Annotated in this window: 27 protein-coding genes; 16 read left to right on the top strand and 11 right to left on the bottom strand. The window is 44.5% G+C overall.

The window, feature by feature from the left end:
* The 6 genes from secA to ribA all read left to right on the top strand — a co-directional run.
* Positions 1–2,101 (top strand): preprotein translocase subunit SecA (secA, locus tag A3739_RS02980; protein ID WP_068500242.1); only part of this gene is annotated, 2,101 nt, incomplete at its 5' end.
* Positions 2,102–2,118: 17 nt separating this feature from the next.
* Positions 2,119–3,348, top strand: a complete 1,230-nt coding sequence (gene argJ, locus A3739_RS02975) for a bifunctional glutamate N-acetyltransferase/amino-acid acetyltransferase ArgJ (protein WP_068477416.1) — start codon at positions 2,119–2,121, stop codon at positions 3,346–3,348.
* 3 nt (positions 3,349–3,351) lie between these two features.
* Positions 3,352–4,320, top strand: coding sequence for a Nudix family hydrolase (locus A3739_RS02970; protein WP_068474672.1), 969 nt, complete (start codon positions 3,352–3,354; stop codon positions 4,318–4,320).
* A complete protein-coding gene (moaC, locus tag A3739_RS02965; RefSeq protein WP_068473122.1) occupies positions 4,320–4,808 on the top strand; it encodes a cyclic pyranopterin monophosphate synthase MoaC in 489 nt (162 codons plus the stop codon). The genes A3739_RS02970 and moaC overlap by 1 nt, the downstream gene beginning before the upstream one ends.
* Positions 4,809–4,864: 56 nt before the next feature.
* Positions 4,865–5,881 carry a GTP 3',8-cyclase MoaA gene (moaA, locus tag A3739_RS02960; protein WP_068477414.1) on the top strand — a complete coding sequence of 339 codons (1,017 nt, stop codon included), beginning with the start codon at positions 4,865–4,867 and terminating at the stop codon, positions 5,879–5,881.
* 65 nt (positions 5,882–5,946) lie between these two features.
* Positions 5,947–6,552 (top strand): GTP cyclohydrolase II, encoded by a 606-nt coding sequence (ribA, locus tag A3739_RS02955; RefSeq protein ID WP_068477412.1) that lies wholly within the window; start codon positions 5,947–5,949, stop codon positions 6,550–6,552.
* Positions 6,553–6,646: 94 nt separating this feature from the next.
* Here the strand turns inward: ribA and dxs are convergent, their stop codons facing one another.
* The 3 genes from dxs to A3739_RS02940 all read right to left on the bottom strand — a co-directional run bounded on the left by dxs (position 6,647) and on the right by A3739_RS02940 (position 9,778).
* Positions 6,647–8,545 (bottom strand): 1-deoxy-D-xylulose-5-phosphate synthase, encoded by a 1,899-nt coding sequence (dxs, locus tag A3739_RS02950; RefSeq protein ID WP_068477410.1) that lies wholly within the window; start codon positions 8,543–8,545, stop codon positions 6,647–6,649.
* A 76-nt stretch (positions 8,546–8,621) separates the two neighbouring features.
* Positions 8,622–9,509: a polyprenyl synthetase family protein gene (locus tag A3739_RS02945; RefSeq protein ID WP_068477408.1), complete on the bottom strand. Its 888-nt coding sequence runs from the start codon at positions 9,507–9,509 to the stop codon at positions 8,622–8,624.
* Between the two features lie 11 nt (positions 9,510–9,520).
* The gene (locus A3739_RS02940; protein ID WP_068477406.1) at positions 9,521–9,778 is read right to left on the bottom strand and encodes an exodeoxyribonuclease VII small subunit; all 258 of its coding nucleotides are present in this window, start codon (positions 9,776–9,778) and stop codon (positions 9,521–9,523) included.
* A 243-nt stretch (positions 9,779–10,021) separates the two neighbouring features.
* Here A3739_RS02940 and pomA point away from each other — a divergent pair, with 243 nt between their 5' ends.
* The 5 genes from pomA to A3739_RS02915 all read left to right on the top strand — a co-directional run bounded on the left by pomA (position 10,022) and on the right by A3739_RS02915 (position 13,251).
* Complete coding sequence (gene pomA / locus A3739_RS02935) at positions 10,022–10,786, top strand: flagellar motor protein PomA (RefSeq protein ID WP_068477404.1); 765 nt, start codon at positions 10,022–10,024, stop codon at positions 10,784–10,786.
* Positions 10,787–10,793: 7 nt separating this feature from the next.
* Positions 10,794–11,792 (top strand): flagellar motor protein MotB, encoded by a 999-nt coding sequence (locus A3739_RS02930; protein ID WP_068477402.1) that lies wholly within the window; start codon positions 10,794–10,796, stop codon positions 11,790–11,792.
* A gap of 19 nt (positions 11,793–11,811) precedes the next feature.
* The gene (locus A3739_RS02925; RefSeq protein ID WP_068477400.1) at positions 11,812–12,438 is read left to right on the top strand and encodes a hypothetical protein; all 627 of its coding nucleotides are present in this window, start codon (positions 11,812–11,814) and stop codon (positions 12,436–12,438) included.
* A gap of 79 nt (positions 12,439–12,517) precedes the next feature.
* A complete protein-coding gene (locus A3739_RS02920) occupies positions 12,518–12,736 on the top strand; it encodes a hypothetical protein (protein WP_068477397.1) in 219 nt (72 codons plus the stop codon).
* A 38-nt stretch (positions 12,737–12,774) separates the two neighbouring features.
* On the top strand, positions 12,775–13,251 hold the full coding sequence (locus A3739_RS02915; protein WP_068477395.1) for a hypothetical protein: 477 nt from the start codon (positions 12,775–12,777) through the stop codon (positions 13,249–13,251).
* 15 nt (positions 13,252–13,266) lie between these two features.
* Here A3739_RS02915 and A3739_RS02910 read toward each other — a convergent pair whose 3' ends face one another.
* Positions 13,267–13,611 carry a hypothetical protein gene (locus A3739_RS02910; protein ID WP_068477393.1) on the bottom strand — a complete coding sequence of 115 codons (345 nt, stop codon included), beginning with the start codon at positions 13,609–13,611 and terminating at the stop codon, positions 13,267–13,269.
* Positions 13,612–13,657: 46 nt separating this feature from the next.
* Positions 13,658–14,437 (bottom strand): NRDE family protein, encoded by a 780-nt coding sequence (locus tag A3739_RS02905; RefSeq protein WP_068477390.1) that lies wholly within the window; start codon positions 14,435–14,437, stop codon positions 13,658–13,660.
* 71 nt (positions 14,438–14,508) lie between these two features.
* Between A3739_RS02905 and A3739_RS02900 the strand changes: the two genes are divergently transcribed.
* The 4 genes from A3739_RS02900 to A3739_RS02885 are packed head-to-tail and all read left to right on the top strand — an operon-like array spanning position 14,509 to position 17,495.
* The gene (locus A3739_RS02900) at positions 14,509–15,294 is read left to right on the top strand and encodes a sulfite exporter TauE/SafE family protein (protein ID WP_068477388.1); all 786 of its coding nucleotides are present in this window, start codon (positions 14,509–14,511) and stop codon (positions 15,292–15,294) included.
* Between the two features lie 20 nt (positions 15,295–15,314).
* Positions 15,315–16,109: a prolipoprotein diacylglyceryl transferase gene (lgt, locus tag A3739_RS02895; protein WP_068477448.1), complete on the top strand. Its 795-nt coding sequence runs from the start codon at positions 15,315–15,317 to the stop codon at positions 16,107–16,109.
* Positions 16,110–16,119: 10 nt separating this feature from the next.
* Positions 16,120–16,959 carry a thymidylate synthase gene (locus tag A3739_RS02890; protein WP_068500237.1) on the top strand — a complete coding sequence of 280 codons (840 nt, stop codon included), beginning with the start codon at positions 16,120–16,122 and terminating at the stop codon, positions 16,957–16,959.
* A gap of 26 nt (positions 16,960–16,985) precedes the next feature.
* Positions 16,986–17,495, top strand: coding sequence for a dihydrofolate reductase (locus tag A3739_RS02885; protein ID WP_068477446.1), 510 nt, complete (start codon positions 16,986–16,988; stop codon positions 17,493–17,495).
* Positions 17,496–17,559: 64 nt separating this feature from the next.
* Here A3739_RS02885 and ilvD read toward each other — a convergent pair whose 3' ends face one another.
* Positions 17,560–19,404, bottom strand: coding sequence for a dihydroxy-acid dehydratase (gene ilvD, locus A3739_RS02880; protein ID WP_068477384.1), 1,845 nt, complete (start codon positions 19,402–19,404; stop codon positions 17,560–17,562).
* Between the two features lie 192 nt (positions 19,405–19,596).
* Between ilvD and A3739_RS02875 the strand changes: the two genes are divergently transcribed.
* Positions 19,597–20,184, top strand: a complete 588-nt coding sequence (locus tag A3739_RS02875) for an LON peptidase substrate-binding domain-containing protein (protein ID WP_068477382.1) — start codon at positions 19,597–19,599, stop codon at positions 20,182–20,184.
* On the opposite strand, the gene A3739_RS02870 is transcribed toward A3739_RS02875, so the two are convergent.
* The 5 genes from A3739_RS02870 to A3739_RS02850 all read right to left on the bottom strand — a co-directional run.
* Entirely contained in the window at positions 20,181–21,497 is a 1,317-nt protein-coding gene (locus A3739_RS02870) for a bifunctional DedA family/phosphatase PAP2 family protein (RefSeq protein ID WP_068477379.1), read from the bottom strand. The two genes, A3739_RS02875 and A3739_RS02870, sit on opposite strands and share 4 nt — an antisense overlap.
* Before the next feature lie 9 nt (positions 21,498–21,506).
* A complete protein-coding gene (locus A3739_RS02865; RefSeq protein ID WP_068477378.1) occupies positions 21,507–22,493 on the bottom strand; it encodes a GGDEF domain-containing protein in 987 nt (328 codons plus the stop codon).
* Positions 22,483–23,535, bottom strand: a complete 1,053-nt coding sequence (locus tag A3739_RS02860; RefSeq protein WP_068500234.1) for a diguanylate cyclase domain-containing protein — start codon at positions 23,533–23,535, stop codon at positions 22,483–22,485. Before A3739_RS02860 ends, A3739_RS02865 begins: the two co-directional genes overlap by 11 nt.
* An 89-nt stretch (positions 23,536–23,624) precedes the next feature.
* Positions 23,625–23,894 (bottom strand): EscU/YscU/HrcU family type III secretion system export apparatus switch protein, encoded by a 270-nt coding sequence (locus A3739_RS02855; RefSeq protein ID WP_068477374.1) that lies wholly within the window; start codon positions 23,892–23,894, stop codon positions 23,625–23,627.
* A partial coding sequence (locus A3739_RS02850; protein WP_156502292.1) for a flagellar hook-length control protein FliK occupies positions 23,891–24,875 on the bottom strand: 985 nt, incomplete at its 5' end. The genes A3739_RS02850 and A3739_RS02855, both read right to left, overlap by 4 nt.

Genomic DNA, 24,875 nt, shown 5'->3' with positions numbered 1-24,875 from the left:
TGACTCGATCCTTATCGATGAGGCGAGAACACCTCTTGTTATTTCAGGCCCTGCCCAGGACAGCTCAAAGCTATACAAAGCAATTAAAGGAATCATCCCGCTATTGAAGAAAGCGGAAGTCGGTGAAGATGGGAAGCCGTTAGATGACGGTCACTTCATTCTTGATGAAAAAGCGAAGAGTGCTGAACTCACTGAATCTGGTTTAAGTTATCTAGAATCAGTGTTTATTGAGCACGGCTTGTTGCAAGAAGGTGATAGCCTTTATGCGCCTGGTAACCTTGTTCTGCTTCATCACACTTCATCGGCATTACGTGCCCAACATCTGTATCACAAAGATGTTGATTACATCATTCAAGACAAGCAAATCGTGATTATCGATGAACATACCGGCCGTACGATGGCAGGTCGTCGATGGGGCGAAGGGCTTCATCAGGCGATTGAGGCGAAAGAAGGCTTAGCGATTCAAGCAGAGAGCCAAACTCTCGCATCTACTACCTTCCAGAACTTCTTCCGTATTTACGACAAGCTTGCTGGTATGACTGGTACGGCGGATACCGAAGCGTACGAATTTAATCAAATATACGGGCTAGACGTGGTTGTTATTCCAACGAATAAAACTATTGCTCGTATTGATCATAACGATCTTGTTTATTTAACGCAGGAAGAAAAATTCCAAGCAATTATTGATGAAGTTAAAGCAGTTGTTGCAGCCCAACGCCCAGTACTTGTTGGCACAGCGAGTATTGAGTCGTCTGAATATTTGTCAGGTTTGCTGAAAAAAGCAGGTATTAAACATAGCGTTCTGAACGCAAAGCATCACGCTCAAGAAGCTCAGATCGTTGCGCAAGCAGGTCTTCCAGGTACGGTCACGATAGCGACCAACATGGCGGGCCGTGGTACCGATATCGTTCTTGGTGGTAACTGGGAAGCTGAAGTCAAAGCGCTCAAAAACCCTGATGACGCAAAAATTGAAAAGATTAAAGTAGAGTGGAAAGCACGTAACGAAGCCGTGAAAGAGGCTGGTGGTTTACACATACTTGGTACTGAGCGACACGAATCTCGCCGTATCGATAATCAGTTACGTGGTCGTGCTGGTCGTCAGGGTGATCCAGGTAGTACGCGTTTCTTCTTGTCTTTAGAAGATAACTTAATGCGTTTGTTTGCTTCAGATCGTGTTCGAAACATCATGCAAGCATTAGGTATGGATAAGGGCGAAGCGATTGAACATAAGATGGTTAGTAACGCGATTGAGAAGGCGCAACGTAAAGTCGAAGGGCGTAACTTTGATATTCGTAAAGCGCTTCTTGAATATGATGATGTTGCTAACGATCAGCGTACAGTTGTCTATGAGCAGCGTAACGAGGTAATGGCCCGCGATGATATTAGTGATATCGTCGGCGCGGTTCGTGAAGAGATCGTGAACGAGGTTGTGAGTGATTTTATTCCACCGCAAAGTATCGAAGACATGTGGAATATTCCTGGTCTTGAACAAGCCTTGAAAGCGGAATTTGCAATCGAGTTACCCGTGCAAGAATGGTTGAAGGCTGATGACAATCTGCACGAAGAACCATTGCGAGAGAAGATTCTTGAAGCGGTTGTTGCTAAGTACAAAGAAAAAGAAGGGACCGCTGGCTCAGAGTCAATGCGTGCTTTTGAAAAGCAGGTCTTTTTACATATTCTTGATACTTTATGGAAAGAACATTTGGCGTCAATGGACCACTTACGCCAAGGCATTCATTTACGTAGCTATGCGCAAAAGAATCCTAAGCAAGAGTATAAGCGTGAAGCATTTGAGATGTTCCAAGATATGCTTGGGCGCTTGAAGCATGAGGTTGTAAAGGTAACAAGTCATGTTCGTATTCAGTCCGAAGAAGAGCTTGCTGAGATTGAGCGTCAGCGTCGCGAAGAGCTTGCTCGTCAATTAGGTGCAGCACAAACGCAGCATGATGCTGCTCCTGGTTCGGAAGAGGAATCAAATCAATCTGAAGAGTCTAAGGCTGAGCCTATGACGCGTGATGGCCGTAAAGTTGGTCGGAACGAACCTTGCCCATGTGGTTCAGGTAAAAAATATAAGCAATGCCACGGCCGCATTACGTCTTAAGTTGTTGAGGAAGTGTTATGGCTGTAGGTGCTGATTTTTTTCCTGAAATGCCTCCAATCAAAGGGCTAAAGATTGGTGTGGTTGAAGCGGGTGTCAGATACGCAGATCGAAAAGATCTCGTTCTATTTTCTGCTGAAGCGGGTTCTCGTGTTGCAGGTGTGTTCACCAAGAATGCATTTTGTGCAGCGCCGGTTCATATCGCTAAAAAGCACTTATCGATTATTCAGCAGCAAGACCAGCCATTTAGCCTTTTAATCAATACAGGTAACGCGAACGCGGGCACAGGTGAGCAAGGTTTTATTGATGCGCAGGCATGTTGTGAAGCAATTGCCGAACAGTTTTCTTATAGTGCTGAGCAGGTACTGCCATTTTCGACAGGTGTGATTGGTGAAAAGCTTGCTGAAGATCGAATTTGTACCGCTGCGCCATCATTAAAAAACGCTTTGAATGATAAGGCTTGGCATGATGCAGGCCTTGGCATTATGACAACAGATACGCGCCCAAAAGGCGCTTCTGTTCAGCTAGAATATGCTGGCAAAACCGTGACCATTAACGGTATTAGCAAAGGCGCTGGCATGATTAAGCCGAATATGGCGACGATGCTTTGTTTTATCTCGACAGACGCTAAGCTTCCGCAAGATCTCTTAAACGAACTTTCTTCTGAGTTGGCGGATCGGTCTTTCAATCGCATTACTATTGATGGTGATACTTCGACAAATGATGCTTGTATGTTGATTGCGACTGGCCAAGCGATGGATGTTGAAATATCAAAAAACGATGCTGATTACGTATCCTTCAAAACTGCTTTGTCAGATATCTATCTTGAACTTGCTCACGCGATTGTTCGCGATGGCGAAGGTGCTACTAAGTTTGTCACTATTCAGGTTGAGCAGGCGAACAGTGCTAATGAAGCTCTCGATTTAGCCTATACCATTGCTCATTCTCCTCTCGTTAAAACCGCCCTGTTTGCGAGTGATCCAAACTGGGGACGTATTTTGGCCGCGTTAGGACGTGCGCCTATTGATAACTTGGATCTTGATAAGGTCCAGATTTATTTGGGTGACGTAATGTTGGTTGAGAATGGGGGGCGTGCTCAGAGTTATTCTGAAGAGAAAGGACAAGCGATCATGGATGAAGAAGAGATTCTTATCAGACTTGTTCTGAACCGAGGAATAGTTAATGAGACAGTATGGACAACTGACTTGTCTCATCAATACGTCACTATCAACGCGGAATATAGAACCTAAGGTATGTCGGGCACTAAACGTGTTCATGTCGCGGTTGCGGTAATTCGGCAACCCTCAAAGCACGGTGCTAATATCTTGATCAGTAAGCGTGCTGACGATGCTCATCAAGGCGGCCTCTGGGAATTTCCCGGCGGGAAAGTCGAATCTTACGAGACGGTTCAACAAGCTCTTAAGCGAGAATTAAACGAAGAGCTTGGAATAGATATCAGGTCTGATATCTCTCCTTTAATTCAAATTCGTCACGACTATAGCGAAAAGCACGTTTTCCTCGATGTTTGGAATGTTGATGGCTTTGAAGGAGATGCGCGTGGGTGTGAAGGCCAGCCTTTGCAATGGGTGTCTCCAACCGCTCTTTCAGACTTAGATTTCCCAGAAGCGAACAAGCCGATTATTGATGCGGTTTGTTTGGGGCGTCGTTATCTTATTACGCCTCAATTTGATTGCTATGAAGATCTAGCTTCACATCTATCACAAGCAGAATCCAAGGGTTTTGATCTTATACAGTTGCGACAACATCATCTTAACGATGAGCTTTATATTTCGTGGGCTAGCAAGCTATACCAACAATTTCCAAATGTTCGTTTGGTGTGGAATAGAACGTTAAGAGTCATGGCTTCTCTTCCTGGAGATGCTTGGCATTTGAACGCGGAGCAGGCGCGGCAGGCTAAGCATGAGGGCTATAGCCTTCCATATTTGTTTGGTGTTTCATGCCATTCAAAATCTGAATTAGCATTGGCAGAGAGTGTTGGTGCAAACTATGCTCTATTGTCGCCGGTTCAACGGACACAATCACACCCAGATGCAGAACCATTAGGGTTAGCTAATTTTGAAGCCTTGTTAGAGGGGTGCAATATTCCCGTGTATGCGCTTGGCGGAATGAGAGATGAGCAATTGGGTGAGGTAATTCGTGCTGGCGGACAGGGCATTGCTGGTATCAGTACATGGCAAACGATTATAGAGGGAACGCGTTAATGGAAAATAAACTAACGCATGTCAATGAATCAGGTAATGCGCATATGGTTGATGTGTCGGGGAAGGCAATAACTGGACGTATTGCTATTGCAGAGGCTTATGTTGACATGAAGCCTTCAACCTTATCATTGATATTGAGTGATCAGATTGAAAAGGGCGATGTGTTAGCAGTGTGCCGAGTTGCAGGTATTATGGCAGCTAAAAAGTGTTCTGAACTTGTCCCCTTGTGCCATGGTTTAAATTTAAGTGCTGTGAGCATTGATTTTGAGCCGCAAGACGTCAACGATTCGGCGCGCTTACGCATTGTTAGTACATGTAAGTTGAATGCGCAGACAGGTGTTGAGATGGAAGCGTTGACAGCTGTTAGCGTTGCTGCGCTGACTGTTTATGACATGTGTAAAGCTGTTGATAAAGCGATGCAAGTTAATGGCGTTCGATTGTTAGAAAAGCATGGCGGTAAGAGCGGCAGTTACTACGCAGACAATTAAATGCACTGCCAGTAATGGCATTAAAACACACGACGGTTCGAAACTAGAGACAATCTATGACTCAGACTAATCAAACGAATACAGCGCTAGTTGATCCTTTTGGACGAAAGATTAACTATTTGCGTTTGTCAGTTACTGACCGTTGTGATTTTCGCTGTGTTTACTGCATGGATGAAGAGATGACATTTGTTCCACGCAGTGAAGTCTTGAGTCTTGAAGAAATGCACCTTCTTGCGCGTGCGTTTGTTGAGCTTGGCGTTCAGAAGATCCGTTTAACAGGTGGAGAGCCCCTTGTTCGCAGTGGTGTCGTGGAATTATGCAAAAACATCGCGTCGATCGATGGTTTGCAAGAATTAGTCATGACTACCAACGGCTCTCAGTTGGCGCGTTTGGCTCCTGAATTAAGAGAAGCGGGTCTAGGCCGGTTGAACATTAGTCTGGATAGCTTAGATCCCGATAAATTTAAAAAACTTACTCGTACAGGTGATTTGCAAACAGTGCTTGACGGCATTCAGGCCGCAAAAAAAACGGGTTTCGACAATATAAAGCTCAATGCAGTCATACTTAAAGGTAGGAACGTTGATGAGGTCATTCCTCTCGTAGATTTCGCTGTAAAAGAGGGGCTTCATCTGAGTTTTATTGAAGAGATGCCCTTAGGTGCAATCAGCGAGCATTCACGTAAAGAAGAGTTCGTGAGTAGTGATGAGCTCAAACAGATTATTGCGAGTCATTACCCTTTAAGTGAGCAAGTTGATAATTCGGCGACTGATGGTCCTTCGCGATATGTGCAAGTCCTTGGAAGTTCCTCAAAAATTGGTTTTATCTCTCCGCATAGTAATAACTTTTGCTCAGCCTGTAATCGTGTTCGCGTGACGGCTGAAGGTCGACTATTGTTGTGTCTTGGTAATGAGCATTCTGCAGATCTGAAGCAGGTGATTAGACAAACAAACGGAGATATTGACGCCTTGAAAACTGCCATCATTAAGGCTTTAGATCTCAAACCTGAACGTCATCATTTTGATCTTAACTATGATCCTCAAATTTTACGCTTCATGAATGCGACAGGCGGTTAGAACTTGCTGCAAGCTAGAGTGTTTTTTGTGCTACAATCCGCGGCGATTTTTTTAGAGGACTGTTTGTGAGCATTCGTTTTGTAGAAAGTTGTCGTTTGCCAACACCTTTTGCTGTGTTTGATATGCATGGTTTTGAAGAGATTGAATCAGGGCAAGAACACGTTATTTTGAGTCTTGGTGATGTCGGTAATGGAGAGCCCGTTTTAGGTCGAACCCACTCAGAGTGCTTAACTGGTGATGGTTTGTTTAGTATGCGCTGTGATTGCGGCTACCAGTTAGAACAGGCACTCCAAAGTATCGCAAACGAAGGGCGCGGTGTGCTGATGTACTTGCGTCAAGAAGGCCGTGGTATAGGTCTTTTGAATAAGATTCGAGCGTACCATTTGCAAGATCAAGGTGCGGATACGGTAGAAGCAAATGAGCAGCTTGGTTTTGAAGCAGATTTGCGCGATTACAGTATTTGCGGCCCTATGCTGAAGCATCTTGGCGTTCAGTCACTAAAACTAATGACCAACAATCCACGGAAGGTAAAGGCGCTTACTGAAGCTGGTATTGACGTTGTTGAGCGTGTGCCTTTAGAGGTTGGACGCAATCCTCATAACGATGGTTACTTAAATACGAAGGCGAGTAAGTTAGGGCACTGGTTGAAAACGCATCAAGACGATGACTAGTGCGTGTCTATGGTGTTTTATCTAGCTTAATAAAAGCCTGAATTTTTGTTTGCGCGCCACATTTTATGGCGCGTTTTGCTTTCAGGTTTGGGATTTAAAGCGCATCTAGCTTCTGTTTAATACTTTCTTCTATGCCTTTGGCATCCAATCCGCATTGTGCGAGTAAGTCTTCCGGCTTACCATGATCTACAAACTCGTCAGGCAAGCCCAAGTGTAATGTTTGGGTGTTGATTCCGTTTCTCGATAGAAACTCTGAGACGCCAGCGCCGGCACCACCTGCGATCACATTTTCTTCCAACGTCACAAGTAATTCATGATCCTTGCATAGGGATAAAATCATATCTTCATCTAATGGTTTCACAAAACGCATATCGATGACGCTGGCATTCAGCTTATCGCCTACTTCTTTAGCTCGTTCAAGCAAGGCGCCAAAAGATAAAATAGCGACTCGATGGCCAGTCTTAACTTGGCGAGCTTTACCAATTTCGAGTGATTCCAGCGCTTTAATTATTTCGATGCCCGGCCCTGTGCCGCGTGGGTAGCGAATCGCTGCCGGGCCTTCAAATTCGAGTCCGGTTTGTAGCATGAGTCGACACTCTTGCTCATTTGATGGCGCCATAATGAGCATGTTTGGTATACAGCGCATGAAAGACAGATCAAACGCGCCTGCATGAGTTGCGCCATCAGCACCAACTAATCCTGCACGATCAACTGCAAAGGTAACGTCTAGGTTCTGTACAGCAACATCATGGACAAGTTGGTCATAAGCACGTTGTAAGAATGTAGAGTAAATCGCAACAACGGGCTTCAGCCCTTCACATGCCATGCCAGCAGCTAGTGTAACCGCATGCTGTTCAGCAATAGCGACATCGTAATAGCGTTCGGGAAATTGTTCGGCAAAAGATACAAGGTCTGATCCCTCTTTCATTGCTGGTGTGATCCCAATGATGCGTTGATCAGCTTTTGCTGCATCACAAATCCATTGACCAAAGATATTTGAGTAGCTCGGCTTTTTCTTGGCAGTTGCGATGTTTTGGTTGGCTTGCTTGGCTTCGATTTTGTTGATTGCATGGTAGCCAATAGGATCGGATTCGGCAGGAGCGAATCCACGCCCTTTTTTCGTGACAACATGCAGGAACTGAGGGCCGCTCATGTGGTTCATGTTATCAAGTGTTTGAATTAGTAGTGGCAGGTCATGGCCATCAATTGGGCCAATATAGTTGAAGCCTAGTTCTTCAAACAAGGTGCTTGGGGCCATTAGACCTTTGACATGCTCCTCGGTTTTACGAGCAAATTCACGAAGGCTCGGTGTGCCGCTCAATACACGCTTACTACCGTCACGTACTTGATTGTATGCCTTGCTTGAAAGGATTTGTGCTAAGTGATTTTTTAAGCCGCCAACATTGTTGGAGATCGACATGTCATTGTCGTTAAGAATGACGAGCAGGTTAGGATAAATGTCGCCTGCGTGGGCAAGTGCTTCAAACGCCATGCCAGCGGTTAACGCGCCGTCTCCGATGACTGCAATTGCTCTACGATTCTCACCTTTGTGTTTTGCTGCTAAAGCCATGCCAAGTGCGGCACTGATGGAAGTGCTCGAGTGGCCAACTCCAAACGTGTCGTACTCACTTTCCGATCGCGTTGGAAAAGCAGCTGGACCATCCTGCTGACGAATGCGAGGCATAGCGTCTCGGCGGCCTGTCAGAATTTTGTGAGGATAAGCTTGGTGACCCACGTCCCATACTATGCGATCTTCCGGCGTGTTGAACACATAGTGCAAGGCAGCTGTCAGTTCAACGACTCCTAATCCTGCCCCAAAATGCCCGCCTGATTGTCCTACGCTATAAAGTAAGAAGTGCCGCAATTCGTAGCATAACTTTTCCATCTGCTCTGCAGATAGCAGTCGCAACTGGTGCGGAGATTCGATCTTATCGAGCAAGGGCGTAGACGGTCGCTCTGTTGGGATGTCGTTAAAAGTATGAAGATCGTACATCTGGTTCGCTGTTATGGTTTCGCTTGGGGTTCGAGTATATCAGAAAGTCTATTTTTCAAGGCTTTTTCTTCTTCGCTTAATGAATGCGTCTAATGACGTAATCTGCAATTTCTCTCAGTTCGTCAATATCACGGTCGTTTAAGCGATTGAGGCTAGATAGGCAATCTTTGTGCAGACCTTCTAGCTTCTCTCTAGCGCCTTCAAGACCTAGCAGGGAAACGTAAGTAGGTTTGTTTAGTGCCTCGTCTGCACCGGACGTTTTACCAATTGTTTCGGTATTGCCCGTCACATCCAAGATGTCATCTTGAACTTGAAATGCCAGTCCTAGCGCTCGAGAGAAATCTGCCAAGGCGGCCAATTCTTTTTCAGATGCCTCAGCACACAGTGCGCCCAGTTCCACTGCAGCGCTAATCAGCTTGCCAGTTTTGTGATGATGCATGACTTCAAGCTGTTTTAATGACAGTGCTTTGCCTACCGAGTCTAGGTCAATTGCTTGACCAAGTACCATTCCTTCAGCACCGCTTGCTTTTGCGAGTGTTTGAATCAGCTTAAGTTTTGTTGCGTTATCTTGAGGGCAGGAGTTTGATGAAACTAATTCAAACGCCAGCGCCTGGAGAGCATCGCCGGCAAGAATGGCTGTAGCCTCGTTAAATGCGATATGGCAAGTCGGCTGTCCCCTACGTAATGCATCATCGTCCATGGCAGGTAGGTCGTCGTGAATTAATGAGTACGCATGAATCAATTCGATCGCACATGCGGCATGCAATGCACTTTCTCTAGAGCAATTGAGGGCTTTTGCAGTAGTGATCGTAAGTAGTGGGCGAACGCGCTTACCGCCTAGTACAACGCTATAATGCATGGCTTTATGCAATTCAGTGTCTTTGCCACTTAGGTCTTCAATAAATTGCGAGAGCGCACGGTCAATCAGATCACGATAGTGACTAAAAAAGATAGGCTGTTCCATAGAGAAGCTTACTAGGCAGAGTCGCCGTCATGATCAGAGGTAAATGGTTTAGTGCTTAATTCGCCATTATCGTCAAGTAGCTCATGTACTCGTTGTTCTGCTTTTCGCAAAGTTTGTTGGCAGTTTCGAGTTAATTTAACGCCTTCTTCAAACGCTTCTAACGATTGCTCGAGAGATAGTTCGCCCTTCTCCATTTTATCGACAATAGCTTCTAGCTGTGCAAGAGATTGTTCGAAATCATTGAGTGCGTTGTCTTCGTTTATCGACATGCTGGCGTATATCTCCGTCCGATCCAAGTTTGTGGAAAATCACATATTCCAATGTGAAAAAAAAAGTTTAGTGACTACACTTTTTAAGTGCTCAAATTCATAAATAACAAGTATGCAAACTGGCGTGTATTCACAACTTTAAAGCTGGGTTTAAGTATAACGATTCATTGTTCCTCGTTGAACCTAATTTCGCCCTGCAATAACTGAAATATCAACCATATATGAGAGAAGAGGGTTCTTCATTTGGATCTCGCAACCCTAATAGGATTAATCGGAGGATTCGCCATTATTGCTTTTGCAATGGTGTTGGGTGGCTCTGTAGGGATGTTTTTCGACATTCCTTCTGTACTAATTGTGTTAGTTGGCTCACTACTCGTGTGCTTAATGAAATTTTCTCTCGCACAATTTTTAGGTGCAGTGAAAACCGTGGCAAAGGCCTTTATGTTTAAGCTTGATTCACCGGAAGAGTTAATCGGTGTGATCAAAGAGTTGGCTGAAGAAGCCCGTAAAGGTGGTTTGCTCGCTTTGGAAGGCAAAGAGATGGACAACAACTTCTTGAAAAGAGGGATTGGCTTGTTGATAGACGGGCATGATGCAGATGTTGTGCGTTCGTTATTGAGTAAAGATAAAGCGCAGACCTTAGAGCGCCACAAAACGGGCGCCCGAGTTTGGGAAGCTTTAGGAGATGTAGCGCCGGCGATGGGCATGATCGGTACTTTAATAGGTCTTGTCGCAATGCTATCGAACATGGATGACCCTAAATCCATCGGTCCAGCAATGGCTGTTGCCTTGTTAACCACACTTTACGGCGCAATGCTTGCTAACATGGTAGCCATACCTTTCGCTGACAAGCTAAAACTTAGGATGACAGAAGAGAATCTTATCAAGAGCATGTCGATTGATGCGGTGATGGCGATTCAGGCTGGCCAAAATCCTCGAGTAATAGAAATGATGTTGCGTAATTACCTTCCCGAAGGTGCGCGTGAAACTGAAGCAGAAACAGGTTAACGCGCACATGTCTGATCAAGAACATGAGTGCGAAGAATGCAAACCGGGGCTTCCTGCTTGGATGGGAACCTTTGCAGACTTAATGTCTCTGCTCATGTGTTTCTTTGTATTGCTTCTATCGTTTGCTGAAATGGATGTTTTGAAGTTTAAGCGTCTTGCTGGCTCCATGCGTGAAGCATTTGGTGTTCAGAAACAAGTCGAAGTGAATCAAGTCCCTACTGGCACCAGTGTGGTAGCACTAGAGTTCGCGCCGGGAAAACCAGAGCCAACGCCCATTCGGACAGTCATGCAACAAACGACTAATCCCAACGAGCAAAGTTTAGAGTTGATGTGCGATCAATCAACACCGCGTGAGGCTGCACATGAATGTACCGATGCATTGGATGAAAATGATAGGGAAATGCTAGAGCTGCAACAATTATTGGTTTCTACTGTCACTAAGGCTGCTGAGGAAGCAGAAGATCAGGCTCTCGAAATTGCGTCTTTTCTAGAGAAAGAAATTTCAGAAGAATTAATCGAATTAGAAACTCAAGGGCGCAAAATTATTATACGAGTTGAAGAGAAAGGGTCGTTTTCTTCAGGTTCAGCGCATCTGGAAGATGATTTTTTACCTATTTTGGACAAGCTCGTTGACCTACTAGGCTCTGTTCAGGGTAGAATTTCAATAGAAGGGCACACGGATGATGTGCCGATAAAAACAAAAGAATTTCCATCAAACTGGGATTTGTCAGCAAAACGCGCTTTAGTCGTTGCCCACGGACTCATGGAATCGGGTGATTTAGACCCAAGACGTGTTTCGGTCTCGGGCTTTGCAGATAGCCGTCCTTTAGTCGCAAACGACTCTACTGAGCATCGAGCTAAAAATCGACGCGTAGAGATCGTGCTTGAAGAGAAAAGCGCAGACTCAATGCGCAAAGATATTCAAGCCAGTGAACAAGCGGTTGATGCTGCGAATACTAGTTTGCTGCGAGACATGTTAGATTTGTCGCCGGAGGAAATTTTCTAGCTTAAGTTGCGGAGTAGCTATGTCTCAAAAAACATCAGAGCGTCGTCGGTATTTTCGGGTTGATGACCATATCGGTTTACGCTTGATGCTTGTCACCGACACTGACGTTGAGCATTTAGACTCAGGGTCGGTTCAGACGCCCGAACAAAGGCTGGTCAAGGTCAATAGTGCCATTAACCGTCATCTTGCTGGACTTAAGCGCAAAGATGAATCGCTCGCTACTTTACTTGGCTTGTTAAATCATAAGATAGATTTGATTGCGGCCGACGTTGATACAGGCAAACCTAAGGTTGATGATAAGCATGCACACACTTATATGATGTGTGAGGCGAATGTCAGTGCTTGTGGTTTGGCATTTCCATATCATACTGATTTCAGCAAAGCGCAAATGTTGAGTTTGCATATCAAACTCTTTCCTTCTGAAGAAGTTGTACAAGCTTTGGCGATGGTGGTTGGTTGTGAACGTCGCGATGCGTTTTCCGCGGAATTGTCGGACTATGAAAAGCAGCAACTCAAGGATCGACCATATTGGGTGCGTGTAAATTTTGAAGAGATTTCGGAGGTTGAGCAAGAGCTGCTTGCGCAACATGTAATTCAAAAGCAGGCCAGCAAGTTGTCGACCCGTGTGAAGTTAAAAGAAGAATAGTTTTTTAAATTGTGGCTTTGAGTTAGCCAAATTAAAGGCTTATCATCCTTGCTTTTGCAATACTGAGAGAATTCCCTTCATGGTCCTGTTTTGGCCTATTCAACAACAGCTTGATTGCATTAGTTCAAGCGGACGTATCCTCGGAAAAATCGGATTCGACATTCAAAAAGACGATTATATTTTTGTACCAGAGGATGTGTCACTTTCCTTAACTGGCGAAGAGCAAGCTAAGATCGATGAACGTTTAGCGGGTCTTAGATCAGGTTTATACCTCATTCCCATGCAAGATGACGATTAACTTGGTTTCTCATAATCGCTTTTAGTTTGAATTCTCCTATGTCACTAGATTTGTTGTGCCGTTATCACAACGATGCGGTCTATGCTTGCTTTCTCCCATCCTTTGATCAATCGATACCAACATTCGACATTGGTTCGCAACATTTCATATGCTTTATTGGTGGCGATTTTCGTCCAATTTCGGATGGAAAATTGGCGCGTTTAGCGTCAGATCTCTTAGCGCAAGGTGCATGTTATTTTGTGTGTTGGGGGAGTGATAGTGAACGCTTCCATGATTTGATCGAAGATATGCTACTTGGCGATGTTGCAAGATCGGCCGAAGAGGCCATTGTTATGAACTCTTGGCATGTATATTCTGATTTAAGTGAGGCCTTGTTGTTCTTTTTATGCCATGCAAGTCCATCTTCAAGTTATACGGAGCAGTCGATTTCCCGCGTAGCGATTACACTCGCTCAAGAAGATAATTCTAAAATCATACAGACTTTTCTCTCTCAGCCAGAACTATATGTGGATTGATTCGTGGTCGTTAACTTATGCTCTGCTGCACTCGCCACTAAAAAACTGATGTGGTTCAGGAGGCATACTTGGGTCCATGGTTGAATGCGCAAGTAAATTTAAGTTGGAAAGTCGATTGAATTTCATCGTGTCTTTATTAACAACCAACACAGTGAGACCGTCTATAAGTTGGTAATGCTCAAACTGCTCGCTTTCATAGATACGTTGGTTTTCATAAATTTTAAAGGCGTCATCACTACCATCTACTTTACAGATTAGGGCGCTTTGTTCTTCTGCAGAAGAATGGTTTATCCATAGAAAGGAAGAAATAAAGAGAAAGCCTAGTAAGTATTTTTGCTTGAGTTTGATGAGCATATGCATAGTGATCTCTCTTGGTCTAATCCGGGTTCGTGTTCTTTACTACGCCTTAGAGATTTATTTCCACTTCGGTATAGGGCAAGTCTTGGCTGTTCTCTGAGTTGAAAGTCGTGTCATAACTGCGTTCGATTAACGAAATTTTGTTTTGATGAATGCGCACAAGTGAGCTTGTGCGCGTGCCATACTCTTTACTCCGAATGAAAATACTCGAAAGCAATTTCTCACTTTGAACCCCCAGTCCAGTATTAGGAAGTTCATTTTCAGGCGCTTGAGTTTGATCCTGCATTAACGCAAATAAGGCATTTTTTTGATCTGTGTTTGGCTCTGGTGAATCGTCGATGCACTTTTTAAATTCGCCTTTGGCTTTGATTACTTTTGGCCAAGGTGTGTCGAGTAGGTGATTACTCAGACCATAGATACCAGCATCAAGTATGCGAAAGTTTTGCGTGTCTCGATTACTCGTGTATACAAGTTCAGTACCATCGAAGATCAGGGCATTGAATCCGGTGTAATCTTCAGAGCTTTGTGCAAGGTGCGTAGCGTATTCTTGAGCGCTGACTTCGCTTAACAAAAACTCGTTTGGGATTAAGCCCCTTGATTTTTCGCCGCTTGAACTCGGAACTTCTCGAAAGTTAGTAACCGTGCATAATCGTTGATTTGCTGTGATACCCAGCCAAGTTCCTCCTGCGAGTTTATCTTTGCCAGCGCAAATGCCGTTATCCCATTTAAATGCTTGGTCTGTCGGTCGCTGATAAAACTCATCACGATTACCGAGCAATATGAGTGGCGTTTCACTCTTTGGTTGCCATTTAAAAATAATCAAACACATTACGTATCACTTGCCTGAATCTTGTTATGATATGGTGCTTACTTACCCACGTTTCGTCTATTTAAACAGATATGGTTATCCTAACGTATTTACTCGCTGGCGCCTTGGCTGGATTTATAGCCGGATTATTCGGTGTGGGTGGCGGTATTATAATGGTACCCGTATTTGTGTTTTGTTTTGAAACGCAAGGGTTTGATGCTTCCGTATTAACGCATATGGCGATCGCTTCCTCACTAGCGTGTATTGTTTTTACCTCTATCAGTTCAACGCGTAAACATCATTTACTTGGCGGTGTTGATTGGCATGTATTGTCGAAAGTCGCCCCGAGTATCGTTTTGGGTGCCATTTTAGGCGTACTGTTAGCACTGCAAATCAATGGCCAAGATCTTCGTATTTTACTCGGTATATTTGTCATGCTAGTCGCGGTTCGAATGCTTCGCAGGCAGCAGCCCGAGAATGCTTCAGATGGGGTGTCGACGCGAACAATGTTTCCGATAGGCTTAAGTATCGGTGGTATTTCAGCTTTGTTCGGTATTGGCGGTGGTACTTTAAGTGTTCCGTATTTTCATCGTTTAGGTTTGCCAATGAAGAGGGTGGTCGGCACGGCTGCTGCTTGTGGATTGCCAATTGCTCTCACGGGGGCTATCGCTAACATCACGTTTACTCTAGACTCCACGCTCACACCAAAATATAGCTGGGGATATATTTATCTTCCTGCTGTAGTGATGACCTCTTTAGTCTCAGTGGCGTTTGCGAGAAAAGGGGCGCAATTCGCTCAGATAATGAATGCAGAACGATTAAAACAATTATTTTCTATTTGCCTTTTTGCGATTGGCATTAAGTTTGTCTTTTTTTAAGTGAGGAGTAGTCGGTGGCTATAGCCTATCCACAAATTGATCCTGTTGCGGTCAGCCTTGGACCTTTAGAAGTGCATTGGTATGGCTTGATGTACTTGTTTGGCTTTTTGGCGGCTTACTTGTTAGGTAAAAAACGCGCGCAAAGAGCTGATGCTCCGCTTCAACCGCAAGATGTTGGGGATATGATTTACTATGCTGCGCTAGGTGTGATTGTTGGTGGTCGCCTAGGGTATGTGTTCTTTTATAATTTTCCGAAATTTCTCGATGACCCAATTTGGTTGTTTAGAGTTTGGGAAGGTGGAATGTCTTTCCACGGGGGATTGATAGGGGTTATCACAGCTCTATATTTATTCTCGCGAAAAGTCGGTTGCAAGCCATGGCAGCTAGTAGATTTTGTCGCGCCATTAGTTCCCATTGGCTTAGGCTTAGGGCGTATTGGTAATTTTATTGGTGCCGAGCTATACGGCCGTGCGTCCGACGTTTCATGGGCGATGGTGTTTCCTACTGATCCAACCCAATTGGCACGTCATCCTTCGCAGCTGTACCAGAGTTTCCTTGAAGGCTTAGTTTTGTTTTTAATTCTTTGGTGGTATGCATCGAAGCCGCGACCAATGTATGCGGTTTCGGGCATGTTCTTAGTTTTCTATGGGTTATTTAGATTTATTATTGAGTTTGTGCGCGAACCAGACGCGCATATTGGTTTTATTGCCTGGGGCTGGCTCACAATGGGTCAGCTATTGTCGCTACCAATGATTGCATTGGGGATTGGCATGGTTGTTTACGCAAACAAGCGTGGTATGGCGAAGGAGGCATAGAGGGTTAGTTATGCAAGCATATTTAGATTTAATGCAAGATGTTGTTGATAACGGTGTTGATCGCGGAGATAGAACGGGTGTTGGAACTCGCTCCGTGTTTGGTCGCCAAATGCGATTCGACTTGAGTGAAGGCTTTCCGTTGGTCACGACAAAAAAAGTGCACCTCAAGAGTATTATTTATGAGTTATTGTGGTTTCTGAAAGGAAGTACGGATAACAATTGGCTGAAAGAACGTGGTGTTTCGATTTGGGATGAATGGGCAACGCAAGACGGTGATCTCGGTCCTATTTATGGCAAGCAATGGCGAAGTTGGGCTGGTCAAAGCGGTGAAGTTGTTGATCAGGTTGCAGAGCTTATTCAACAAATCAAAACTAAGCCTAACTCGCGACGTTTGATTATTTCTGCCTGGAACCCAACTGAGTTACCGGACGAGACTATTAGTCCGCAGGAAAACGTAGAGCAGGGTCGTATGGCGTTGGCGCCTTGTCATTGTTTATTCCAGTTTTATGTTCAAAACGGGAAGTTGTCTTGTCAGTTGTACCAACGCAGTGCTGACCTATTTTTGGGTGTGCCATTTAACATTGCCAGCTACGCGATATTGACTCACATGATTGCGCAGCAATGTGACTTGGAGGTTGGTGACTTTGTTCATTCATTTGGCGACTGCCATTTGTATAGTAATCATTTGACGGACGAGATTGTGTTCGAACAACTCAAGCGCGAGCCTCGCGCCCTGCCAACATTGAAGATTAAGCGAAAGCCCGCTTCGATATTTGACTATGAGTATGAGGACTTCGAAATCGAAGGTTACGATCCTCATGGTTTGATTCGCGCACCGATCGCAATTTGATCTAGGCGGAAGATAGAGTAATGACTATGAAAAAATCGCTGATTGTTGCGTTGTCTCAGAATCATGTGATCGGTAGAAATAATAAGCTGCCTTGGTATTTGCCGAATGATCTAAAGTACTTCAAAGAAGTGACGATGGGTAAGCCTATCGTCATGGGACGCAAGACTTTTGAGTCTATTGGAAAGCCGCTTCCGGGAAGAGTCAACATCGTGGTGACACGCAATACAGATTGGTCTGCTGAGGGTGTGAAGGTCGTGCATTCCTTAGAGGAAGCCTTTCAATTGGCTGAATCGATTGCAGAGATTGATGGTCAGAATGAGCTTATGATTATTGGCGGTGACCAAATTTATAAAGCGTCTTTAGATTTGGTTGATAGGATGTATTTGACTGAAGTGCATCGGCATGTGGTAGGGGATGCCTATTTTCCTGAATTTGATCGCTCACAATGGTCGGAGTTAGGTCGGGAAGATTATAAAGCAGAAGAGCCTAATCCTTATGACTACAGTTTTGTTGTGTATGATCGTAAGCCAGCTTAAGCCTTAATAATAAAAAGCCCGAGCATCTCTCAGATACTCGGGCTTTTTGCTCTTTGTTATGCTGTTAGTCGAGCATATCTAAGTTACGTACACCGCCTTTGTCCGCACTAGTGGCTAGTAAAGCATATGCTTTAAGTGCTGGTGTCACTTTACGTGGACGATCTTCTAATGGCTTCCACGCATCTTTTCCTTTTGCGTCCATTGCATCGCGGCGAGCTTGTAACTCAGCATCGCTAAGTTTCACGTTGATGCTACGTTCAGGAATGTTGATTTCAATGATGTCGCCCTCTTCAATCAGGCCTATAGCACCACCTGCTGCAGCTTCTGGTGAGCAGTGACCGATAGATAGGCCAGAGGTGCCGCCTGAGAATCGACCGTCGGTTAATAGCGCACATGCTTTACCAAGGCCTTTCGATTTAAGGTAACTTGTTGGGTAAAGCATCTCTTGCATCCCTGGGCCGCCTTTCGGACCTTCGTAGCGAATAACGACAACGTCGCCTTCACTTACTTCATCGTTCAAAATACCTTTTACTGCTGAGTCTTGGCTTTCGAAGATCTTTGCTTTACCCGTGAATACGTGGATTGACTCATCAACGCCTGCCGTCTTCACAACACACCCATCAAGAGCGATATTGCCATAAAGAATAGCGAGGCCGCCCTCTAGCGAGAACGCGTTTTCGATAGAACGAATACAACCATCTTTACGGTCACCATCTAGGCTTGGCCATCTTGTCGCTTGGCTAAACGCGGTCTGTGTTGGAATGCCCGCTGGACCTGCTTTAAAGAACTCTGCCAATTCAGGTGAGTTGTTTTGCATGATATCCCACTCGGCTAGCGCTTCTTTCATTGTTGCTGAGTGAACGGTTGGCGTATCTGTATGCAGAATGCCAGCACGATCGAGTTCGCCCAAGATAGCCATGATGCCGCCTGCGCGGTGAACATCTTCAATATGATACTTTGGAGAGTTTGGTGCGACTTTACATAGCTGAGGAATCTTGCGACTTAGTTCGTCGATGTTCTTCATTGAGAAATCCAACTCTGCTTCTTGTGCCGCAGCGAGGAGGTGAAGAATAGTGTTTGTTGATCCGCCCATGGCAACATCAAGTGCTACAGCGTTTTCAAACGCTTTAGTGTTGGCAATTGATCGAGGCAAGACAGATTCGTCGTCTTGTTCGTAGTAACGGTGCGTAATATCTACGATCAAATCTGCTGCTTTTAAGAACAATTTCTCACGATCGGCATGCGTCGCGAGTGTCGTGCCGTTACCAGGAAGCGAAAGACCAATCGCTTCAGTTAAACAGTTCATTGAATTTGCGGTAAACATTCCAGAGCATGAACCACATGTTGGGCATGCGCTGCGCTCATATTCGGCAACTGTTTCATCATCGGCCGTATCATCCGCTGCGATAACCATCGCGTCGACAAGATCGAGTTTGTGTTCACTCAATTTTGTCTTACCCGCTTCCATTGGGCCACCTGAAACAAATACAACAGGAATGTTTAAGCGCAAGGCTGCCATGAGCATTCCGGGTGTGATTTTGTCGCAGTTTGAAATACACACTAATGCGTCTGCGCAGTGCGCGTTTGCCATGTATTCGACAGAGTCGGCGATGATCTCACGTGAGGGTAAGCTGTAAAGCATGCCATCATGCCCCATAGCAATACCATCATCGACCGCGATGGTATTGAATTCTTTTGCAACGCCACCCGCTTTTTCAATTTGGCGTGCGACGAGTTGCCCCATGTCTTTCAAATGAACATGTCCTGGGACAAATTGTGTAAATGAGTTTGCTATCGCGATAATTGGCTTTTCAAAGTCTTCTGTTGTCATACCAGTTGCGCGCCATAAAGCACGTGCACCTGCCATGTTACGACCATGAGTTGAAGTCTTGGAACGATAAGTTGGCATGTTTAATTTCTCGTCTTTAAGTAATGTATCTACACAAAAAAATTTCGAGCAAGCTTACCAGAAAACCTGCAGTGTCCACAGTAGATAGACACTTAGAAAGGCATAAAAGTGACTAAGATCTTATTCGCTTGCAGATCTGTGCGGAGATCACCTATTCTGCTCAGAAATATTCGATGAATTTAGGAGTAAAAAGTGAAGGTTGTTGTGTTTCCGCTAGAAGCAATGCTTTGTCCGAGAGGACGTGTGTCAGTGCGCGTGTTTGAAGCCCAATACCTTGATGCCATAAAAGATTGCATGAAAAACGATTTGCCTCTGGTTTCAGTGGCAATTAATCCTCAAGCAAAAGGGGGAGTCGATCTACCATTTTATCGTCAAGGCTGTTTGGCGAAAGTTGTTGATTTTGACTTGGATGACGATGGTGTTTTAGCGGTTGTTTTAGAAGGTGTGGAAAGTGTTTTGTTCACGCAAACTTATCGCACTGATAAGAAACTCTGGTATGCCGATTGTGAGCCTGTATCTGCATCGACCCATAGCGATGAGCGTTCTCAGCATTTGCCTCAAAACTATGATGATCTGATCGAGATTTTAAAGGCTTTGGTCAAACATCCGAGTATTGAAGAGCTAAATTTAACGATCGATTATGAAGATGCAGAGCAGGTAAGTTTACGATTGGTTGAATTGTTGCCATTGCCTCTAGAAGAGAAACAACGTCTTTATGAGCAGCCTGAATTAGTGAGTCGCCTAGAATCTATCTCTCAAACTGTATTAGAGATGATTTAACGCGGAGAATAAAAAACGAGTGCGTTACTCATCGACAGAACGACGTAGGTGACAGGAATAATGAGCAACGTTACGTAATACTGCTTGTTGATTTTCGGGTCGAGGTGTTTGTCTTCACGTGGCAGTACCAAGTGACTTAAGCATAAGATGATGCCAGCTAGCAGCAACCCTGCGATCACGTCACTCGCCCAGTGAACTCCAAGAATGATGCGTGAACAGGCAATGAGGATGATGATGATTAGTCCGCAGACCTTCCATACGTTAGATTTCTGACTAGGCATTGCCGTTAATACTAAGCATCCGATGAAGACAGCTGCTCCACTGGTATGCCCACTCGGAAATGCACCACTTGAAAGTGCACCGAGCAAATGGTCTGGGCGGATTGTGTTAAATAAGTATTTAAACCCATGGGTGAATCCGGCGACAGTGATACCCGTCAGAGCGAAGTAGATAGCATGCTTGTATTGTTTATGGGTCGCGAGAGATGCAACGCATATCAGGAATAACAAGATAAGCAGAGCTTGATCGCCGAGCAGCGTGATGAAAACAAAGAAGCTGTAAAACAAGGTATCCCTGACAGTTAATGCCTTGGCGAGAACCCATACATCAAAGCCATCTAGCATGCCGCTAATGTTTAAATAAGCAATGCTTGAAAATGCTATGGCACTTAAAGTGAATATTGAGCCAAAGTACACGAACGGTTTTGCTCGCTGTTTGCTCAGTGATAACCATAACAGGCTGATCGCAATTATTAGGCATAAAACAAGCACAAGGGCATAGGTAATATCACGATTTTGAGTAGCGAGTTGCGTTATTTCTGCTCCCAAATAACCGGGTAATATATAGGCTGGAGCCCATGCGATAGCTGAAAGCAGATTGATAAGAATAAATTTGGTGGGTGACATTTGGAGTACACCCGCAGTGAGTGGGAGTACTGGACGCAGAGGTCCGACAAACCGACCAATGACTACGCTGTAGGTGCCATATTTCTCAAAAAATCTTTCACCCTCTTGTAAGGCGTTTGGATACTTTGAAAAAGGCCATGTGAGAGGTAATCGGTCGTGGAAGGCACGGCCAATACAAAAGCTAATAACGTCACCAAGCACAGCGCCGATAAATGCGGCAGCTAATACCTCTATGAGCGGGATGCCTGCGAGTCCTGCAACGGCAGCAGTTGAAAACAGCAATGCAACGCCTGGGACAACAATGCCTGCGATGGCAAATGATTCGACAAACGCGATGATCGCAATTGCAGGTAATATTAAGCTCGCGTTTGCGGTGAGCCAGTGACTTAACTCTATTAAACTTGGCATCTTAGGTGGTTAGTCGTTCAATATAACGCGATTATTACCTTTGCTGTGTGCTTCAGCCAGCGCTGCATGCGCGCCTTGAAGCAACTCTTGAGCGCTTTTTGAGTTTTTAACAGGTGTGAATGTATTGGCGCCAATGCTGACTGTAATGCTGTCTACTTCGGGCCACGTGCTTTCTTCAATCGTTCTTCTGATTCGTTCTGCAATGACAAGTACGCCCTCTTCTGGTGTGCAGGGTAGTAGCAAGTAAAAACGCTGCTGGGCATCGAAGTATTGGCTGTCTCCTGCTCGAATCATTCCATTCAGCGTTTCAGATAATTGTTTCAATAAATCTTGCTGAATGCCAATACCATGCATTTCTTCTATTTGTTCAAAGTAATCGACTTCAAGAGACAATATGGAAACAGGGCGCTCTGTTTCTTTAGATCGTGAGACTTCTTTATTTAGTGTGTCTTCTAAGTGTCTGATGTTGTAAGCACTAGTCACCGGCTCATGAATGGCTAACTCAACGAGAGTACGACTGCGACTCTGGTGCAGCATTGCAAATGTTCCTGCAAATGCAATCATCAGTACATAGCTCGTGGCGAACAAAGAAACAGTGAGTAGATCTGCATGGTGGAATAACACTGCAGTGAAGCATAATCCTGCAACGATATTAAGGATTTTGGCTTGTTTCAGTGGTAAGGCGATGTAGGCAAACAAGCCCAGAGGGATGAGCCAGTACATCAATTGTTGTGCATGCGTTTGCGCGTCCAAGAGAAGGACCAGAAAAACAAAACATAGTGCTGCAACATTGGCGCGCTGAAGATTGCTAAGTTGATAGGTAAAGCGTGCGTAGGTCGCTAAGCCAAAAAATGTCAGACTCAGTAAACTTGCGGTGTAGACTAAAGGGTACATGCCGTATCGAAAGTTTTGCACGCCGAGCACGACCATAATGATTCCTGCAAGTAAATAGAGGCTGCTTATCACTTGGCCTTGCAGTTGTACTTCAGTTCTCATTGTTTTGCTCGCTATTGTTTAGATCTTTGTCGCTAAAAAGATAAGACTGATCACCACCGCGCTGAAGAGCTTTATCTTGTGCAATGTGTGCGTGCTGAACCATCGAGTGGCAATCGTCACCGACATTGAGATGGCTCACACCCATGCTGCTTGTCATATTTACTTTGTTTAATTGGATTTGTTGTTTGATTTTCAAGCGCAGAGAATCTGCGATCTTGATGGCTGGCTTTGAGCTAGTGTGCGGTAAAACAATCAAGAAACTGTGTTGTTCCAGACGATAGTAACTATCAAAAATACGCAGGTTGTTATGCAGCAATTTTCCTATTTCTACTTGCACAAAATCATGTTCTTTGTTGTTGAGCTTTTCGGTAGCTGTAGGGTCGAGTTTTAGTGATACAACACTAAGGTCGCTCCCTTCACGCTCACTTCGTTGAATCTCTTTTTGCAGATCTTCATTGAGGTGTTGGAGAGATGCTGCGTGGCTTAAATTGTCGGTTCTTCGTAAGGGTAAAAGTTGGCGACGACGCAGTTCACGTAGATAAACCAGTGCACACGATGCACCTAAAAACAGAATGAAATTTGGTACGGCTTGCAAGGATACAAATGGTGAATCGTGCCATGCGATCAAGCCTATGGATAACAAACTTGTGATCGCTAAGATCGGTAAGGCAACTTTAAACTCAAAGAAAAACATAAGCATGAGAGGCAGGGAATAGACCCATATACCGCTTTGGTCAGGAGCGACCCAAAGAATAGCGAGTGTTAAGACGGCGATAATAATCGAGAGACGACGAGGCGTGCCTGATTCAAAGCTTTCTTCTGTCGGAGAAGTTGTGCCAAATTGATTAAGCTTTTGTGTGAATCTAGGGGAGAGCACTTTTCCTAATCGAGACAAAAATAATAGCGCAGTAAATGAGCCTAAAAATATGGCAAGCGCGAATTGCTTATCTAGTACCGCGATAACAGTGCTCAGGCCGCTTAATACAGTTGCTACAGCGTATGCTGGAGAATGTGTGAGAATGGAGTTGTCAGGTTGTTGCATTGTCTACTTTTGAATTCGCTGTGCGAGCTTATGATTATTACTTAATCATAAACCTTAAATAGGCTGTTTGCATGGTAACTTGCGGACTATTAAGAAAAATCCTTGGGCGCTTTGCCTTGTAGGTAAAATGCAAATGCAATGATTTCTGCGATCACTCTGTACAACACATCCGGAATTTCTTCTCCCAACTCAAGTTGTGCCAACATTCTTACTAGTTCGGCATTCTCGTACAAAGGAATGCCATGCGCATTTGCGATATCAACGATTTCTTGCGCGATGTCTCCGGTGCCGCTTGCTACAACTTTAGGAGCGCTCTCTTGGTCATAATGCAGTGCGACTGCTTCAGGTAGTTTGCTCATGCTCGAATATCCACAAAGCCTTGCTTTACTTCGGTGTGTGTATCGCTTGGAGGCGCCCCTAGATAATAACTTGCGCTATCAATATTTAGATCAGCCTTTTTTAGTTGCGCTTTAAAAAGGTTTTCTTCGGACTTGATCAGTTGCAAAGCTTTTTGATTCTTCGCCCAAAACTCTGTTTTTACATGAGGTGGGTTTAGGGTTGCTCGAACGTGAAGTGGGCCTATGCCTTCCAGATTGAATTGCAGTTTTATGATCCACGCTTTCTCTTTGTTTTTATGCGGATGTTGGTGCTGCTCTTGTTTTTGTTCGTGCTGCTCGATACGTAATTGAAGCGTTTCGATGTTGCTTTGGTGCGTGTAAGGCAGCTCCATGTTCCATGCTTGAATAAAGCCGGGTTCGTTAGATGTTTGGGCTTGGTAGAGACTGTTTACTTGATTGAACTGAATCCGATTAATCATACCCGCAAGGAGTCTCAACAGTTGTCCTGTCGATAGCTCTTGGTCGGCTAATATCGCTTGTGCTTTCAATGCCGCATTATCCAGTTTCGGAAAATCAAAAGCTTTGGTAAATAGTTGATTCTCAGACAAACCATACAAGCGAGGCTCAGATGATAGGTTCTCAGTTTGTGATGTGCTTGGCTTAGGTGTGTTTGAGGACTGGCTAATACCGAACGCAAGGCTTTGAAGGGATGCTTTGATATCTGATTGAGATTTGCTGATATTTGGCAGTAAGTTAAGGGTGTTTTGAATTTGTTGAGTAAATAGCTCGTTTTGTTTACTTAAGAGTTTAAATGCTGGTGAATCTTGATTGTTTGCGAGGTTCAAAATAATTGAAGGTGCTTTTTTATCATAGGATTCTAAGTTTGTAAGTACCAACTTGATATTATTGTTATTTGCATTGAGGGTGTTTGCTGTATTGCTAGATAGTAAGTCAAATAGTTGTTTCGTTTGATTGAAAAGTGAGTTTGATAACTGGTCGAAA

Source organism: Oleiphilus sp. HI0067 (assembly GCF_001635735.1).
This window is presented reverse-complemented; position numbering and strand designations above follow the sequence as displayed.